The 16,743-nt window shown below is 31.0% G+C and carries 12 protein-coding genes; 2 read left to right on the forward strand and 10 right to left on the reverse strand.

Annotation, left to right across the window (positions count from 1 at the left end):
* The first annotated feature begins 47 nt into the window (after positions 1–47).
* Positions 48–1,430: a glycosyl hydrolase family 18 protein gene (locus CCE28_RS14145; protein ID WP_095134383.1), complete on the forward strand. Its 1,383-nt coding sequence runs from the start codon at positions 48–50 to the stop codon at positions 1,428–1,430.
* A 128-nt stretch (positions 1,431–1,558) separates the two neighbouring features.
* A complete protein-coding gene (locus tag CCE28_RS14150; protein WP_095134384.1) occupies positions 1,559–3,064 on the forward strand; it encodes a glycoside hydrolase family 26 protein in 1,506 nt (501 codons plus the stop codon).
* Between the two features lie 95 nt (positions 3,065–3,159).
* Here CCE28_RS14150 and CCE28_RS14155 read toward each other — a convergent pair whose 3' ends face one another.
* The 10 genes from CCE28_RS14155 to pepV all read right to left on the reverse strand — a co-directional run bounded on the left by CCE28_RS14155 (position 3,160) and on the right by pepV (position 16,717).
* Positions 3,160–3,912 (reverse strand): EFR1 family ferrodoxin, encoded by a 753-nt coding sequence (locus CCE28_RS14155; RefSeq protein WP_095134385.1) that lies wholly within the window; start codon positions 3,910–3,912, stop codon positions 3,160–3,162.
* A gap of 139 nt (positions 3,913–4,051) precedes the next feature.
* Positions 4,052–5,089, reverse strand: a complete 1,038-nt coding sequence (locus CCE28_RS14160; protein WP_242972986.1) for an MBL fold metallo-hydrolase — start codon at positions 5,087–5,089, stop codon at positions 4,052–4,054.
* A gap of 315 nt (positions 5,090–5,404) precedes the next feature.
* Positions 5,405–6,811, reverse strand: coding sequence for a YfcC family protein (locus CCE28_RS14165; RefSeq protein WP_095134386.1), 1,407 nt, complete (start codon positions 6,809–6,811; stop codon positions 5,405–5,407).
* Positions 6,812–6,886: 75 nt separating this feature from the next.
* The gene (locus CCE28_RS14170) at positions 6,887–8,731 is read right to left on the reverse strand and encodes a sensor histidine kinase (protein ID WP_095134387.1); all 1,845 of its coding nucleotides are present in this window, start codon (positions 8,729–8,731) and stop codon (positions 6,887–6,889) included.
* An 18-nt stretch (positions 8,732–8,749) separates the two neighbouring features.
* On the reverse strand, positions 8,750–9,445 hold the full coding sequence (locus tag CCE28_RS14175) for a response regulator transcription factor (protein WP_095134388.1): 696 nt from the start codon (positions 9,443–9,445) through the stop codon (positions 8,750–8,752).
* A gap of 267 nt (positions 9,446–9,712) precedes the next feature.
* On the reverse strand, positions 9,713–10,060 hold the full coding sequence (locus tag CCE28_RS14180) for a hypothetical protein (protein ID WP_095134389.1): 348 nt from the start codon (positions 10,058–10,060) through the stop codon (positions 9,713–9,715).
* Between the two features lie 30 nt (positions 10,061–10,090).
* A complete protein-coding gene (locus tag CCE28_RS14185) occupies positions 10,091–13,162 on the reverse strand; it encodes an efflux RND transporter permease subunit (protein ID WP_176461837.1) in 3,072 nt (1,023 codons plus the stop codon).
* A 12-nt stretch (positions 13,163–13,174) separates the two neighbouring features.
* Entirely contained in the window at positions 13,175–14,275 is a 1,101-nt protein-coding gene (locus CCE28_RS14190; RefSeq protein WP_095134391.1) for an efflux RND transporter periplasmic adaptor subunit, read from the reverse strand.
* A gap of 328 nt (positions 14,276–14,603) precedes the next feature.
* The gene (locus CCE28_RS14195) at positions 14,604–15,161 is read right to left on the reverse strand and encodes a TetR/AcrR family transcriptional regulator (RefSeq protein WP_095134392.1); all 558 of its coding nucleotides are present in this window, start codon (positions 15,159–15,161) and stop codon (positions 14,604–14,606) included.
* Positions 15,162–15,352: 191 nt separating this feature from the next.
* Positions 15,353–16,717, reverse strand: a complete 1,365-nt coding sequence (gene pepV / locus CCE28_RS14200) for a dipeptidase PepV (RefSeq protein ID WP_095134393.1) — start codon at positions 16,715–16,717, stop codon at positions 15,353–15,355.
* Between the last annotated feature and the right edge of the window lie 26 nt (positions 16,718–16,743).

The following is a 16,743-nucleotide window of genomic DNA, read 5'->3' on the forward strand; positions in this document are numbered from 1 at the left end:
ATGACAACACATCTACTGTACTAACACAATCTGGAGGTGACTAATAAATGATTAGATTTAAAAGATTTTTCCTATTTATACTCCTATTTACCTGTATTTTATCTCTATCTTTTAGTGAAAGCTATGCTTTTCCTAAAGATAGTAAAAATTTTAAAGTGGTAGGTTATTATTCTGAAATATTTGAATGCCCTATTGATGAAAATGTTCAATTTGATAAGTTAACTCACATAATATATGCCTTTTTAATTCCAAATGAAGATGGTTCTCTAGTAGGAATTGAAAAACCGGAAAAACTAAAGGAATTAGTAGAAAAAAGCCATAAAAACAATGTGGAAATTTTAATAGCTGTTGGAGGATGGTCTTATAAAAATATTCCCCTTGATCCTACCTTTGAAAAGATGGCTGCATCCAGTGAAACTAGAGAAAGATTTATAGATAATATAATAAAATTTGTAGATGAATATGACCTGGATGGAGTGGAAATTGACTGGGAATATCCAGCTTTAGGAGAGTCTTCTCAAAATTACGAAAGTCTAATATTAGAATTAGGGAAAAAGTTAAAAGAAAAAGACAAATACTTAACGGCCGCACTTAATGGTGCCTGGTCTAAAACAGAAGGCCCTGCTGTATCAAAGGCTATCACAGATAAATGTTTAAAAGAAATTGATTGGATAAATATAATGGCTTATGATGCTAACAATGACCAACACAGTCCTTTTTGGTTTGCTGGTACTTCCATAAGCTATTGGATAAATAGAGGTATCCCAAGAGAAAGAATAGTAATAGGAGTTCCCTTTTATGCTAGACCTAGTTGGAAGCAATATAGGGATCTAGTAAAAGAAGATAGAGCAAATGCCTATAGAGATTATGCAAAGGGAGATTCTCTAGATTCTTATTATAACGGTATAAATACAATAAAAGAAAAAACTAGACTTGCCCTTAAAAATGCATCTGGTATTATGATTTTTGATATTAACGAAGATACTACTGATGATCTGAGTCTTTTAAAGGCAATAAATGATACTATAGATGAAGTCTCTTCCATGTCTAATGATGAATTCCACAAAAAAATATATTTTGTTATTAATGGCCATGAATTAACATTTAAAAAAGATGAAAATAGGGGAATGCCATTCATTGACGAAAATAATAGAACCTTAATGCCTATAAGAAAACCTCTTGAAATGATAGATGCACAAATTTCTTTTAATGAAAAAGATTATATTGTAACTGCTCAAAATGGTGATACAACTATTGAAATCCCTCTAGGCGAGGAGTATATTAAGATAAATAATGAAACACTAAAAATGGATACAAAGGCTATTATAAAAGGGGGAAGGACTTATATTCCTCTAAAATATGTATTTGAAGGATTTAATTACAATATTAAATGGCATGAAGAAAGTAGAACTATTTTAATAGATAACTAAAGTAGGAGAGGGGAATTTCCCTGTCCTACTTTAATTTTATTAGAATAGAATAATGTCCATATAACATTAATATATGAAAATGAGCATAACTTTAAATAAGCACATATCCAGTAAAGGCGGGATGACTTTTGAATTTTAGAAGAGTATTTTTTATTTTATGCCTATTCATACTATCTATTTTAGCTATATTTAGCTTCATATACTATACTAATAAATATGTTAAATATACAAATCCAAAGGAAGGTTATACTTTAAAATACCCTGATGATATGGACATTCATAACTCCTTTGGACATATAAAAACTATTATTGCTAATGAAGATGTGGAAATAGAAATATATTATGATAACTTTAAAAATACTGTTTCTTCACCTCTTGCTTATATGAACTATAGTAATAAATTTCTAAAAAACAATAAAGATCATATAAAAGAACTTGAAAAAACTACTTATGTAAATGGTAAAAGAACTCATTTATTAAAGTGGAAACGTAGTAAACTTACTAAAGTACAAAATGATAAAAACTATTATGTAAGTGCAGAAATTATAAATAACAAATATGAAGTTTATACAATTTTTATTAAATCTTCAAAACCCTTTAAAACTAGCCGTGACTATATGAATATTATAAGGAGTTTTAAGATCTCAGATAAAAATGAACACATGAATAATGCTAGCACAAATATATCATTTAAAAATAAAAATAAAATTTTAAATGAAGAAGCCATTTCATTTTTCAAAGAGTACTTTCTAGAAAATAACGGCCTCAAATGGGGCATTTATGAAAATACAGCCCCAAAGGACTTTGATTTTCTAAATGCCCTTGAGAAAAAACTCAATTATTCATTTAAATTTTTAGTTAAATATCAATGCTTTTCTAGTGGTGGTTTTCCCATGGAAGAAATGGTAAATGCACATAATAATAATCGACATGTAGTATTAACCCTTCAAACAATGCATTTAGATGGTACAGATAATTCTAGTGTAATGTACGATATATTAAAGGGAAAATATGATATTTTTTTAAATTCCTATGCAAAAGATATAAAATCATTTAAACACCCTATAATGTTTCGCTTAAATAATGAAATGAATGGAGATTGGTGTTCCTATTCTAGTTACTATTATTCTAAAGATCCAGATATATTTAAAGAAGTATGGAAATATGTCTATAGAATTTTCCAGTCTAATGGAGTAGATAATGTTCTTTGGGTATGGAACCCCCATGATATTTCCTTTCCAGGTTTTAAATGGAATCATTATTTGAATTATTACCCAGGAGATGAGTATGTGGATATAGTAGGACTTACAGGATACAATACGGGCACATATTATAGGGGTGAAAAGTGGCGAGGTTTTAATGAGATTTATATACCTATTTATAATGACTATATGAAGCATTTCAAGAAACCTTTTATGATTACAGAATTTGGGTCAAATTCGGTAGGTGGTAACAAGGAAGAATGGATTAATGAAATGTTTAGTAGTATTAAAGAATTTAAAAATATAAAAATAGCCATATGGTGGAATGGAATTGATTGGGATAGTAATATGAACCCAGCTAGAATTTACAGACTAGATCAAAATGAAAATATCATTCACCTTTTTAAAGATGGGTTAAAGGATTACAAATAATTTTACTTGTATTTAAAATAAGATGCATAATGAAGTAAACTCTTCATTATGCATCTTATTTATTGTTCTTGTAAAATTAACTTAATCAAGATGTGCTAATTATTTGCATTAATTATTTCGCTCAACTTGACATTTTCATTAATAAATCTTTCTCTACTCTTCTCACCTTTAACTCTTATTGCATTTTGAGGACAGTGATGGGTACATGCAAAACATTCCTCACAATGATGTAAAAACACAGGCTTGTTTTTAACCTTAATATTTTCAACTGGACATACTTTTTCACACATTTTACACCCATTACAACTATCCTCAACAGTGAAGTTTTTATCCGTTTTACCATGAGTTCTCTTATATACGATCTGAGCAACATCTGTTAATGTATTAGTCAGAAATCCTGTATTCTTAATGAATTTTTTTCTTGAATTAATATCCTCAACTATTTTTGCAAGGTTTTCATCAATCTTTTTCTTAGGTTCATTGAGTTTTTGTTTTTCCATATCAAACAGCTTCAGATAATTATCCACCATGAGAATGCTATTTAGATATGATAACCTAACTCCATATTCATTAGCTATCTTCTTAAAATGATTTAATCCCCCTGCTGCCTTATTGCCATATGACATTATTCCAAAAATATACTCTGATTTTAATGTTGCTTTCTGAAGAAATTCTTGAACCATTCTTGGTGTCCCTAAATAATAGCAAGGAAAGATTATTCCAATCTGATCGTCTTCAAATTCAAGATTTCCTTTCTTTAATATTTTAGGGATTGAATACAGTTCACCACCAAGTTCTTTTCCTATAGCCAAATTATTGCCTGTTGAAGTTAAATAGAATATTTTCATTTTTTCCCTCCACTAACTACAGATTTTCTAGGCTTTTTATTATTTTAATAGTCTTTTTTAGATTCTCCCTTATTTTAATGTATTTCCAAATTGTTCATAGAATCACGCTAAAATATTAATCAATGCTTGAAACTACATTTTACTTTTTCCACCATTCTGAGGAAGGTACTGATTTTCCCAAAATTACAGTTTCTCCAATTTTAGGAGTAGTCACACTAACATTCAAAGAATTTGCCTCTTTAAGTAATCTTTCAACAGGTTCGTCCCAAGGGTGCAATGATAATTTAAAAGCTCCCCAATGTATTGGTAATAATAATTTCCCTTTTAGATCAATGTGAGCCTTTACAGTTTCTTCAGGCATCATATGAATTTTTGACCACGCTTCATGATACTGTCCACATTCAATCATAGTTAAATCAAAGGGACCAAATTTTTCACCGATTTCTTTAAAACTTTCACTATATCCAGAATCACCACTAAAGAAAATATTTACGTCTTTCCCTTTTATAACCCAAGAAGACCATAGGGTACTATCTCTATTAAACAATCCCCTTCCTGAAAAATGGCGTGATGGAGTAGAAATAAAAGTTAATTCCTCAAATTTTGCTTCTTGCCACCAATCTAACTCCACAATTTTTGTCTCTTCTACTCCCCAGGATTTCAAGTGTGCACCAATACCAAGTGGTACATAAAACATTTTCACCTTATCTTTCAACTTCTTGATAGACACATAATCTAAATGGTCATAATGGTCATGAGATATTACTACAGCATCTAATTCTGGAATTTCATCTATTCCCATTGGAAGATTAGTACTAAATCTTTTTGATCCTAACATAGGATGTGGCGCTGGCACTTCACTTAGCATTGGATCTAAAAATATTTTTTTATTGTTAATTTCAAGTAATAAAGCAGAGTGTCCAAACCATATAACTTTAACATTATCTCCCTGATCTTCATTGTAAGAAACTAAATTACTGTTTTCAACTGGAACAGAAAAGTTAGGGGTTGTGTCTTTACTAGTAAAATACTCAATAATCCACCTTAAATCAGTACTTGTCATAGAATGAGTATCTTCAATGTTTTTGAATTTACCCTTTTGAAAGTTTTTGGATTTCTTAATCCTCTCGTAGTCTTTTTCCGTAAGTTTTCCTCCAAATTGAGGAGAAAATTCCATGAATAATACTCCCATAGTTAAAATTAGTATAAGTATTGAAGACATAATTATTAATAACATCTTTATTTTATTTCTCCTTTTATAATTACTTCTTATTTTTATTGACATGTTTGTTTTGCTTCTCCTTTTATAATTGGTTGTCACCCAAACCGACTAGTCACTCTATTATGTTATCAATTCTTTTTTGTTGTGTCAATAAAAATTAATATTTCCAGTAAAAAGAAGATGCAAGATAGAGTAAGTTCTCCATTATACATCTTCTTATTTATTCATATTCTTCTTGTAAAATAAAATCATGAAACAAATTTCAACTACTTAAAATGGTCCAAAGTTTATAAGTGCAGCTCCTATTAGTAGTAATATGGCCAACGCCCATACCATAATCATAAAAGGAAAAATAAATTTAAACCACTTGTTAAAAGATATTTTAGAATAGATTAGGAAAGCAACTAAACCTCCTACAGTTGGGTAACAAAGGTTTGATAATCCATCACCAAATTGAAAAGCCAATATAGCTATCTGTCTATTTAAATGTATTATATCAGCTACTGGAATAAGTATTGGTAAAGTTACCATGGCCTGCCCACTACCTGAAGGAATAAAGAAGTTAATCAAAGTTTGAACTGCAAACATACCAACAGCCGTTATAGCAGGAGGCATTCCCTTTAATAGAGATGATATTCCGTAAACAATAGTATCTGCAATATGTCCGTCTGTCATAACCACATTTATACCTCTGGCTACACCTACAGCCATAGCTCCAATAAATATTGCTTTTCCACCTTCTAAGAGTTCATCAGCTATCTTATCACTATTGTATCCAGCAAATTTACCTCCTATTATGGCTCCTATTATATAGGTAGCACACATTTGAGGAATTCCCCATTTCCATTTCAGTGCACCCACTACTATGAAAATAATTGTACCAATAAAAGTAAGTAGTATTAATTTATGTCTTGAAGTAAATTCTACTTTTTCATGGTTATTTTCTATTAAGTGCTTTGTATCCATACCATATACAATACTCTTGGTAGGGTCACTTTTTATTTTTTTTGCATATCTCAATACAAATGCTATTGAAGCCGTTAAAAGTACTCCAAGTACGACTAACCTATAACCAAATCCTGAAAACATTGGAAGTTCTGCTACGCTTTGACCAATACCTACAGTCCATGGGTTTGAAGGACCCGCTGTCCAACCAATGGCAATTGGAACTAATGAAATACATATACCTACTAAGGCATCATAGCCTAGTGTAAGGGCTATGCCTATGCAAAGGGGAGCAAATGGAATGGCAGCTTCCAGCATGCCAGGAAAACCTCCAAGGAATGCAAAGAAGACCATAATTGAAGCTAATACCCATGAATCCTTTTCCTCACCTATAGTATCCGTTAGTTTTAAAATTGCAGCTCTTATGGCTCCTGTTCCATCAAATAATTTTATTGCACCACCTATGATTAATATCATAATTATTAAAAATGACCCGGATTGAATTCCCTTTGGAATTGCCATAAAAACGTCGAAAATTCCTACTGGGGTATTATCAATGTAATGGAAGCTTGTAGGATCTACAACTTTTCTACCATTTACTTCAATTCTGTTATATTCTCCTGCAGGAACTATATAAGTTAGGATGCCAACGAAAACTATAATTGCAAAGAGAAGTACAAATGCATGGGGAAATTTAAATTTACCTTCTTTTTTAGCTTTTGAATCAACCATGAAAAAAACCTCCTTATTATATTTATTTTTCAGAATATTCTTGTATATTAATGATACAAAATAAAAATGACACAATTATAGTTTAATTGTGTCATTTTTATGACAAATAGGTATTTTAAAGTTTATAGTTGTACCTTTTTCGTATTCAGAGGCTAAAAATATTTTGCCCTTATGGGCTTCAATGATGGCTCTAGATATAAAAAGACCTAGGCCATAGCCCTTTGTACTTCTATTTTCATTCACCCTATAGAACATGTTAAAAATTTTTTCAAATTCTTCTTTTTTAATTCCGATTCCATTATCTTTAACGATAAAATTGATGAAGTTTCCGTGTTCTATTATTGATATATTAATCTCAGTACCTGGTATAGAATATTTTATAGCATTTGATATTAAATTATCCCATACCCTATTAATTTTTATTATATCTACATTTATTCTTGTGGAAGTATCCTGTATATGTATTTTCCCTTTAAATTTTCTATTGGAGTTTTCAATATAATTTTTAGCATTTTTTAATAGTTCATTAGCAAAATCCTTCGCATATACAGAGCTTTTACCTAAAATAAGTGACTTGTTTACTTCATAGGCCGAATCTAAGATGTCGGAAGTTATATTTTCTATTTGCTCAGCTCTTGAATGTATTCTATCAAGATATTCAGCTTTTTTATTTTCTTCTTCAATAATTCCAAGCTTTAGTCCCTTTACATAGCCTTTAATTAAGGTTATTGGGGTTTTTAAGTCGTGGGATAATAAAGAAATAAAGTCTAAAGTACTATTGTAAGTTTCTTCAAGGTGAACAGATAGTTTTTTTGTATTCATTGCCAACAAATTGCTTTCATATCTCATACTTTGAAATATTTTGTTTAAATTAGTTCTCATTTTATCCAGTTCAGTACTTAAAATAGCAATTTCATCATTAGTTTCAATATTTATTTCATTGGATAGGTTTCCATTGGCCAAAAGGGATATGGATTTAATGAGTGATTCTATTGGTTTTGATATGGACTTTCCAACCATGAATCCCGTTATAATTATTATAGTTATACATATAAAAAGTACTATTAAAAAATATGTGAGCATATCTCTAATAGGCCTATGGAATTCTGATTTTGGTGCAGTCAATATAATTTTCCAGTTGTAGGGTTTTATCTGAGAATGGGCAAGAAATTGTTCTTTTCCTTCAAATATTATTGTTTCAATTCCAGAGCTATTCTTATTAATACTTTCTAATGTGTCATTACTAACATTATTAAATAGTGTACTAATAGATTTCATAACATAGTCCTTGTTTGGACTAGCTAGGACATGACCTTTTTCATCAACTAATATGGCATATCCTGTATTTCCATAACTTATGTCGCCAATTTGATTTATAATTTCATCTATTGGGATGTTTGCTGCAATTACCCCTTTGGTATTTTGTACACTTAAATGACTAGCTATTGAAGTGACCAATTGATTCTTGTTTTTATCCAAATAAATGGGTGTACTTACTAAAGTATCTCTTTCAATAGCCAATTGATACCAGGGCCTAAGTGAAACATGATAGTTGTGGGGCGGTTCCCAACCCATTGCATCTATCAATTTATTGTTTTCAAACCCTATAAATATACTATAAAAACTTTCATAAGCCTTGCTGGAAGTGTAGAGTATTTTTCGAATTTTTTCTTCGTCAAACTCTTCTAAGCTTGAAATCTGAGCAGATGTATTCTTTAGTATAGCCGACCTTTCATTTATCCAAGATTCGATGATCTTGGCATTATATTTGGCAGATTCCAAACCAATTTCCCCTGCTTGTTTGGAAGTGGTATCTAATAATACAATTAAACTGGCAACACTAATAAAAAGAGCCGTCACAATACCTACCAATAATAATGTAGTGGTAATCTTTGTTCTAATTTTAATTATCTTCAACATTCTTATCACTCTACCATTTTATTTTAGTTTTGCTTCAAAAACATACCCTACTCCCCATACAGTCTTTATATATAAGGGGTTATCTGGATAGTCTTCAATTTTCTTCCTAAGTCTTTTTATAGTTGTAGTAACTACATTTTTGTCATAATAATTGTCATTCCAAACGTTGTCTAGTAGTTGGTTATGACTTAAAACTAGATGTGCATTTTCAATAAGATATAATAGTAGTTTAAATTCCTTTGCTGTAAGATTTGTATCCACATCATTTTTTAAAACCTTATAACTATTTCTTAACACTTTTATATCATTAAAAGAAATAATATCATCATTTATCTCAGCTTTCGTTTTATTATAATCCATATACCTTCTAATATTGGCTTTTGCCCTAACTATTAACTCAATTGGATCAAAGGGCTTTGTTATATAGTCGTCTGCTCCAACTCCAAATCCAAGTATTATATCACTTTGAGAATTTTTACAAGTTAAGAACATAATAGGCACATTGCTGGATTCTCTAATCTTTTTACACAGTTCTATTCCTGTCATTCCATCCATATTAATATCAATTATTAACAGACTAATTGTATCATCAAATTTTTCTAGCGCTTCCTCGCCGCTAAAAGCTTCAACAACTTGAATATCATAAATCTTTGTAAAGTCTTTAATCATATAAATGATATCTTTTTCATCGTCAACAATCATTATTTTACCCATAATTGATATCTCCTTAATTGTTTTCTGTATTTAACTTATCTCCTAATTCTTCTTCATTTGAACTTCTTCACTATAAATCTATCATACAAAATTCATTCATATTTGTCCAAGATAATTAAAATACCTATTACTAAATTAATATATATTATTATGCATAAAAATAGGCGTATAGCTTTATAATTGCTACGCGCCTATTTCTCTTGAGCTTACATTTTCATTAATAATTTCTTCTCTACTTTTCTCTTTACAGTTGCTATTTAAAAGAAATTATAGAATAACTTTATATTCCACATGCTTAGGATTTGGAAACTTATCTATAATATCAATTTCTATCTCATTCCCTTCAAAGTAATGCTTTGTAGATTTAATTATTCGCACAATTTTTTCCGTACCTATATCAAAGTATAGCCCTATACTTGGAAAAGGAATTACTGTCACACTATATTTTCTTAATTTGTCAGCAGTAATGATCGTATGCATAATATGTTCTTTTACATAGGCTATATATTGGTCTTCCATATTTTTATCAAAGTAATCTTTTAATCGATCTTTTTTATTTTGTTGTATCTGCTGTTGAAGTTTAATTGATTTTTCTATTTCAGTTCTCATTCCCATAAGAAGGCCTCCCATACATTTTAATAATCACTATTGTGCTACAGCTTTTCTTCTATTTTTCATTTTTTCCATGAATCCTTCAACCAAGCTATATACAACAGGTATGACAATCATGGTTAAGAATGTAGATGCCATAAGACCAAACATAAGGGATATGGCCATAGGTCCAAATAACCCACTTCCTGATAAGGCTAAAGGTACAAGACCTATTACTGTAGTTGTTGCACTAAGGATGATGGCATTAAATCTCTTTCCTACTGCATCTATACACGCATCATCAATACTATCTCCTCTTTTTCTAGCATCATTAATATATTCTATTAACAATATACCGTTTTTAACAACTAGCCCAATCAATGCTATGATTCCTAAAAAGGCCGTTAATGACAGAGGCTTGTTGAAGATAAATAATCCTGTTACTGAGCCTATTAGGGATAATGGTATGGTAATCATTATAACTAGAGGCTGCATAAATGATTTAAATTGAATAACTAATATTACATATATAATGAACATGGCAAATACAGCTAGCAATCCTACAATTCCAAAGTTTTCGCTAATATCTTCACGCTCACCTGCAAAATCAATCTTAACTCCTGATGTGTCTAGTGTTGGTAGAAGTTCAAATTCTATAATGTCTTCTATAGTTGCTGGACTATATCCTGGCAGTTCATTTGCCAGTAATTCCACCGTTTGCTCTCTGTTAAAGGTTTTTATTGTATCATCTTTTTTGCTATAAGTAACCTTAGCAAACTGTTTTAGTGGTATTTTATTATTAGTCATGGAAGATTTTATGCCTAAATTTTCAAGCTCCTCCACACTATGAATATCACCTTTTACTTTAATGTTGTACTCATTACCATCTCTTCTAAATACGGAAGAGGTACTTCCATATAATGCAACATTAATTTGTTTTTGTATATCGTATTTTGATATGCCTAAGTTACTTGCTATATCTTCGTCCACATCCACATTTAACTCATAGGTCTTATCTTTCATGTCATGACGAACATTTGTGGTTCCCGGTATTTTTCCTATTTCATCTTTTAATAAATTAGCTACTTCTCTTAATCTATCTAAATTATCACTGGAAAGTCTCAATATGACCTTTGCCTCTGCTGGTTTGGCATTTGCAAGAAGTTTAGCACTACATTTCCCTCCAGAAATATTTGCATCTAATTTATTTTGAATATAATTCAGAAATACAACTTTATCTTCAAATCTTCTATTCTTTTTATCTCCTAGATCAAATTTACAAAGCATCTGCCCGTAATCTTGAGAAGGAGTTGCCACTGGTACTGTTATATAGTATTTTGGTAGACCATTTCCAACGGAAACTGTATAATTTGTAATTTCCGGTTCCTTAGATAACAATTCTACTACTTCATCTGTTAATTTTTCTGTAGCATCTATGCTTCCACCTATTTCCGTATTCATTTCTATATATAAAATGTCCTTATCCGCATAAGGGAAGAACTCTGATGGTAATTGAGGCATTAATACATTCATAACTAAAATTAAGGCTAAAAATGTTACTGCAATTGTACTTTTTTTCCATTTTAATCCAGTCTTTAATGTATTTTTGAAAAATAATCTTAGGGTCCCCTCTTTATCACTTTTCTTTTTACTTGGTCTAAAGGCAATTGCTGACATAGCCGGTGTGATGAACATGGATACAATATAAGCTGCAATAATGGATATAATCAACACTCTAGGAATAGATCCTAAAAACTTACCAGCAGCTCCAGGCATACCTAGTAACGGTGAAAATGCTGCAATGGTAGTAAGTGTTGCCGTAAAAATAGGAATAGATGATACGGCAGTACCATTATAGGCTGCATCTAGTCTACTTTCCCCTTCATCTATCTTTACTTGTATAGTATCACTAATAACTATGGCATTATCTACTAATATACCTAGAGCAACAATCAATGCCGTTAGAGACATTTGATGTATATATATTTTCATTAAATACATTACTCCAAAGGTCATGAGTATAGATAAGGGAATAGCTGTAGATACAACTAGTGCATTCCTAAGACCCATTCCTAAAAATACAACAATTACAACAAGTACAATACCTTCTACTAAATTAATCATGAAATCATTAACAGATTTTGCCACGTCATCTGGTTGATAGATAATTTCCTCAACAATTAAATCTTCAGGTAACTGTCCTTTTACTTTGTCTAGGGCCACACGTACATCTTTTCCTATGATAACGACATTTTTGCCCTTTTCAAAATATCCTGTTAAAAGTACTGTATTTAATCCCTTTTGCTTGTATTTTTCTACACCATCTTCAAGATCCATATAAACATTTGCAATATCAGATAATCTCGTTACAACTCCCGTATCCCTTGCCACGAATATGATTGTATTCTTTATATCTTCTATGTTTCCGTATATTCCAGGAGTCTTAACCGTAATCTCTCCAGACTTATACTCTATTTTTCCAGATGGAATTTCTATATTTTGTGATTGAATAATATTATTTACATCTTCTATGGATAAGCCTAATTGATTAAGCTTTCCCACATCTATATCTACCTTTACTTCCTTATCTACTTCCCCTTCGATTTCGAATTTTGTAATACCATCAATTCCTGTTAATCCATCTTTAAATAATTCTCCAAAGGATGCTAACTGTTCATAGGAATAATTTTCTCCTGAAAGACTGATGATAATACCTGCTGTGGAAACAATATCCGTATTGATTTCATTAACAAAGGCTCCATTAGGCAGTTCTGATTCTGCATCTGCTACTGCATTTCTTACATCCTGCATGGCTTTATCATAATCTGTGTTTGCGGTAAACATTGGTACAATAATAGATAATCCCTGGTTTGATATTCCCTGAATTTCATCTATTCCGTCAAGTTCTGCTAATTCATCTTCTATTTTACTAGTTACTAAATCCTTCACATCTTTAGGTGATGCCCCTGGGTAAGGAGTAATGATCATAGCTGCTGGAAAGGATACATCAGGACTTTCTTGTCTTGGCAATACATAGTAAGCATATGACCCTAAAAATGCAATAATCACTGCTAAGAATAGGGTAACTGTCCTTTCTTTTATGAGTTGCTTTATTAATTTATTCAATGACAATTCCCCCTATTCTACAATATTTACCTTTGAACCATCATTTAAGTTTTTCATTCCACTTATAGCTAATAGTTCTCCTGGTTTTACTCCTTTTATCATTACTTTATCTTCGTTATTTTTTAGGAGTGTAACAGTTCTCTTGAAAGCTCTATCTTCCTTTACAACATATACATAATCTTCTCCATTTGAAAATATGGACTGCATAGGAATCCAAACTCCATTCTCTTCTCCCACATGGAAAGATACCTTGGCGATAGATCCTAACCTATAATTTTTATCTTTAACATATACTTCTCCGTTGTATGTTCTCGTTGCTTGATTTGGCGCTTCATCAATATTTGTAATGACTCCATTTGCCATTTCTCCATCTATATCAATAGTAGCTTTTATACCTGTATTGATTTTATTTAAATCCTTTTGGGCTATTCCTACATTAATGATTTGTTCCATACTCCTTACTTGAACAATTGTCACATAGGACATGGCAGGAGGTGCAATTCTTTCTCCTTCTTCATGGGGGATATCTACAACAATTCCATCTTCTTTTGCATAGATGGTTGACCCATCAAGATTAAGAAGAGTATTTTCATAATTAACTTTTGTAGCATCATATTGGGATTTGGCTTGCTTGTATGTGGCTACTGAAGTGTCCCTTTGTAGTTTTATTTGCTCATATTGGGATTTTGATAAACTACTTGCTTCATATAATTTTTCCATTCTTCTGAACTGATCTTCGTTATACTTCATAGCATCTTCAGCTTTTTTTACATTTTCTTCTGCCGATACTAAATTTGCTTTTGCAGCATCTAATTGAAGATTGATATCTTCCATGTCTAATGATGCTAATATATCTCCCTTTTTTACCTTATCTCCTTCTTCCACATAAACTTTAGCAAGCTTTCCACCTGTCTTAAAGCTGTAATCTATAATGCTTTTAGAATCTACCGTTCCAATATAACTAAGGGAAACAGAGTTCTTTGTTTCCTCAATCTTTTGTACTTTCACAGCTCTTACTTTTTCTTCTGGTTTTATTCCATCTGCCTTTGCGCATGCTGACAATGATAACAACATACTACTAACCATAAAAATTGCTAAGAATTTTTTTATCATTATTCCACCCTCTCTTTATTCATATATTTAAAAATTACATAATCACAAAATTAGAATATACACATAATGATTGACTAATCAGTCATTATGTATTTAAAAAAATAATAGTCATCATTTAATTTTATGTATTGACTATACTTCTGTGGTAATTACTATCCAATGTTTTATAAAATACATTCAATCTGTTTACATTATATATTCCTCCTTCCATTTATTTAAATTATAATTTCTATAAAAAAACAATTTATGATTGACTAATCAGTCACCACAAAACAAAAAATTATTATCCCTTCACTAACTCTATTTATTGATTTTACTCCTATAATTCCTAAAGGCCAATACCTTGCCACAACATATTAAAACTTTCTTCTATAACATCATCCATATCTTCATTCTCATTTTCCAACAAATATCTAGTAGTATGGCTTAGTGCACCTTCCATGCAACAGCATATTAACTTTGTATTCTTATATCGAAACATCCCATGACTAATTCCCTTATCTACCAAACCATGTGCAAATCTAAAAAGCTCTTCTTTTTTCTCTTTGCCAATATTATTAATATATGGTGAGTGAGCAAATTGTTCCATAAACTTAAACATCTCTGGACGCTTAAGGTGCCATCTAATTGCATTAGCCCACAGATATTTCATAGTTTCTTTAACTGATAAATCTTTATTAAGTTCTTTAAAAACACAGTCTCTACATCCAGTTATATGCTCTAAATAAAGGGTATTAATTAACTCTTCTTTCGTACTAAAATAGTTAAACAGTGTTCCATTGGAAACTCCAGCTTCTTTTGCAATTTTTGAAGTTGGTGTTCCATGGAATCCAAATTCATTAAATAACCTTAAAGCTGCTTCCATAATCATTTCTTTTTTATCCAAATTATTTCACCTCTTATGCTAATCGCTCTTTCATTTTATCCATTCTTTTTATTTTTGTCAATTACAATTATATTGTCTAGCCCTTATTCCTAATTTAATAGATTCCCACTATTATTTATAAAAATATACGTATAACAACCTATCGTTATACGTATATTTCCCAACTTTATTTTAATTTAACACATATAAGTTTATTTTAATAATTCTGCTAAAGCCTTTGTATATATGACAGTCATTTTCATCAAATGATCTATACCTATATATTCATCCTTTTGATGAGCAAGCTCTACTTGCCCAGGAAATAATGGTCCAAATGCTACTGCATTTTCCATACTTCTAGCGTAGGTTCCTCCACCTATAGTTATTGGCTCCCTATTGTCTCCTGTTTCTTCTCTATATACCTTCATCAATCTCTCTATTAGTGCATGATCCTTTGGCATGTATATAGGTGCCATATAATCAGTCTCAACTATATCTATGTCATATGTATTAGTAACAGATTTCATACCATCATATATGGCATCCTTTTCATATGTAACTGGATATCTAACATTTACAGATACTTTAATTTCATCATCACTAAAATCTATTACTCCCACATTAAATATTAATTTTCCTGATTCCTTATCTTCAAATCCACAGCCTATAGATTGGCCATAGTATTCCATACCAATTTTGTCCTTATAGAAATTAATGAATTGGCCTACTTCATCATTCATATCTAAAGTATCTAAAAATACCATTAATTTTGATATGGCATTGTCACCACTCTCTGGTAAACTTCCATGGGCTGATACTCCATAGAATTTAACTATAGTAGTATCTCCTTCTTTTCCTGCATCTATTTTGATATTATTATTTTTTCCATATTCATATACTAAATTTAAGTCTAAATCCTTAACGTGAGCTTCAGCATAATCAGGAACCATGTTAGGTCTATTACCACCCTTTATTTTGGTCACTCTACATTCCCTATTTATTTTCTTAACTAAATCAAACATTAATATGCCCTTTTCTCCATGGATAGCAGGGAAATCTGCATCAGGTGTAAAAGCCATAGTAGGAACTTCTTCCCTTTCTAGATAATAGTTAATTCCTTCCCATCCACTTTCTTCATCTGTACCAAATATTATTCTAATTCTCTTATTCAGTGGAATACCACTATCTTTAATGGCTTTCATGGCATATATGGCACTTATGGCAGGCCCCTTGTCATCTATAGTTCCACGTCCATAGATTTTATCATCATGAATTTTAGCCTCATATGGAGGATATGTCCAGTTATCTCCTTCTGGTACCACATCTAAGTGAACTAGTATTCCTATCATTTCACTACCTTCACCAATTTCCCCATAACCTGCATAGTTGTCCACATTCTTAGTTTTAAATCCAAAACTCTCACATAAACTAAGGGCATAATTTAAACAATCATTTACCCCTTTACCAAAGGGCATGTCCCCGTCTGGTTCTGCCTTTACACTTTTAATCCTAATTATTTCTTGGGTACTTTTAATTATGTCCTCTTTAAGATCAGTAATTCTTTCCTCTAGTCTCATACTTTCACCTCTGTTTTATATAGTTA

Source organism: Anaeromicrobium sediminis (assembly GCF_002270055.1).
GTDB classification, from domain to species: domain Bacteria; phylum Bacillota; class Clostridia; order Peptostreptococcales; family Thermotaleaceae; genus Anaeromicrobium; species Anaeromicrobium sediminis.

Coding starts and splice junctions, on each gene's coding strand:
- CCE28_RS14145 (WP_095134383.1), top strand. CDS start 48: ATGATTAGATTTAAAAGATTTTTCCTATTTATACTCCTATTTACCTGT.
- CCE28_RS14155 (WP_095134385.1), bottom strand. CDS start 3,912: ATGAAAATATTCTATTTAACTTCAACAGGCAATAATTTGGCTATAGGA.
- CCE28_RS14160 (WP_242972986.1), bottom strand. CDS start 5,089: ATGGAATTTTCTCCTCAATTTGGAGGAAAACTTACGGAAAAAGACTAC.
- CCE28_RS14165 (WP_095134386.1), bottom strand. CDS start 6,811: ATGGTTGATTCAAAAGCTAAAAAAGAAGGTAAATTTAAATTTCCCCAT.
- CCE28_RS14170 (WP_095134387.1), bottom strand. CDS start 8,731: ATGTTGAAGATAATTAAAATTAGAACAAAGATTACCACTACATTATTA.
- CCE28_RS14175 (WP_095134388.1), bottom strand. CDS start 9,445: ATGGGTAAAATAATGATTGTTGACGATGAAAAAGATATCATTTATATG.
- CCE28_RS14180 (WP_095134389.1), bottom strand. CDS start 10,060: ATGGGAATGAGAACTGAAATAGAAAAATCAATTAAACTTCAACAGCAG.
- CCE28_RS14190 (WP_095134391.1), bottom strand. CDS start 14,275: ATGATAAAAAAATTCTTAGCAATTTTTATGGTTAGTAGTATGTTGTTA.
- pepV (WP_095134393.1), bottom strand. CDS start 16,717: ATGAGACTAGAGGAAAGAATTACTGATCTTAAAGAGGACATAATTAAA.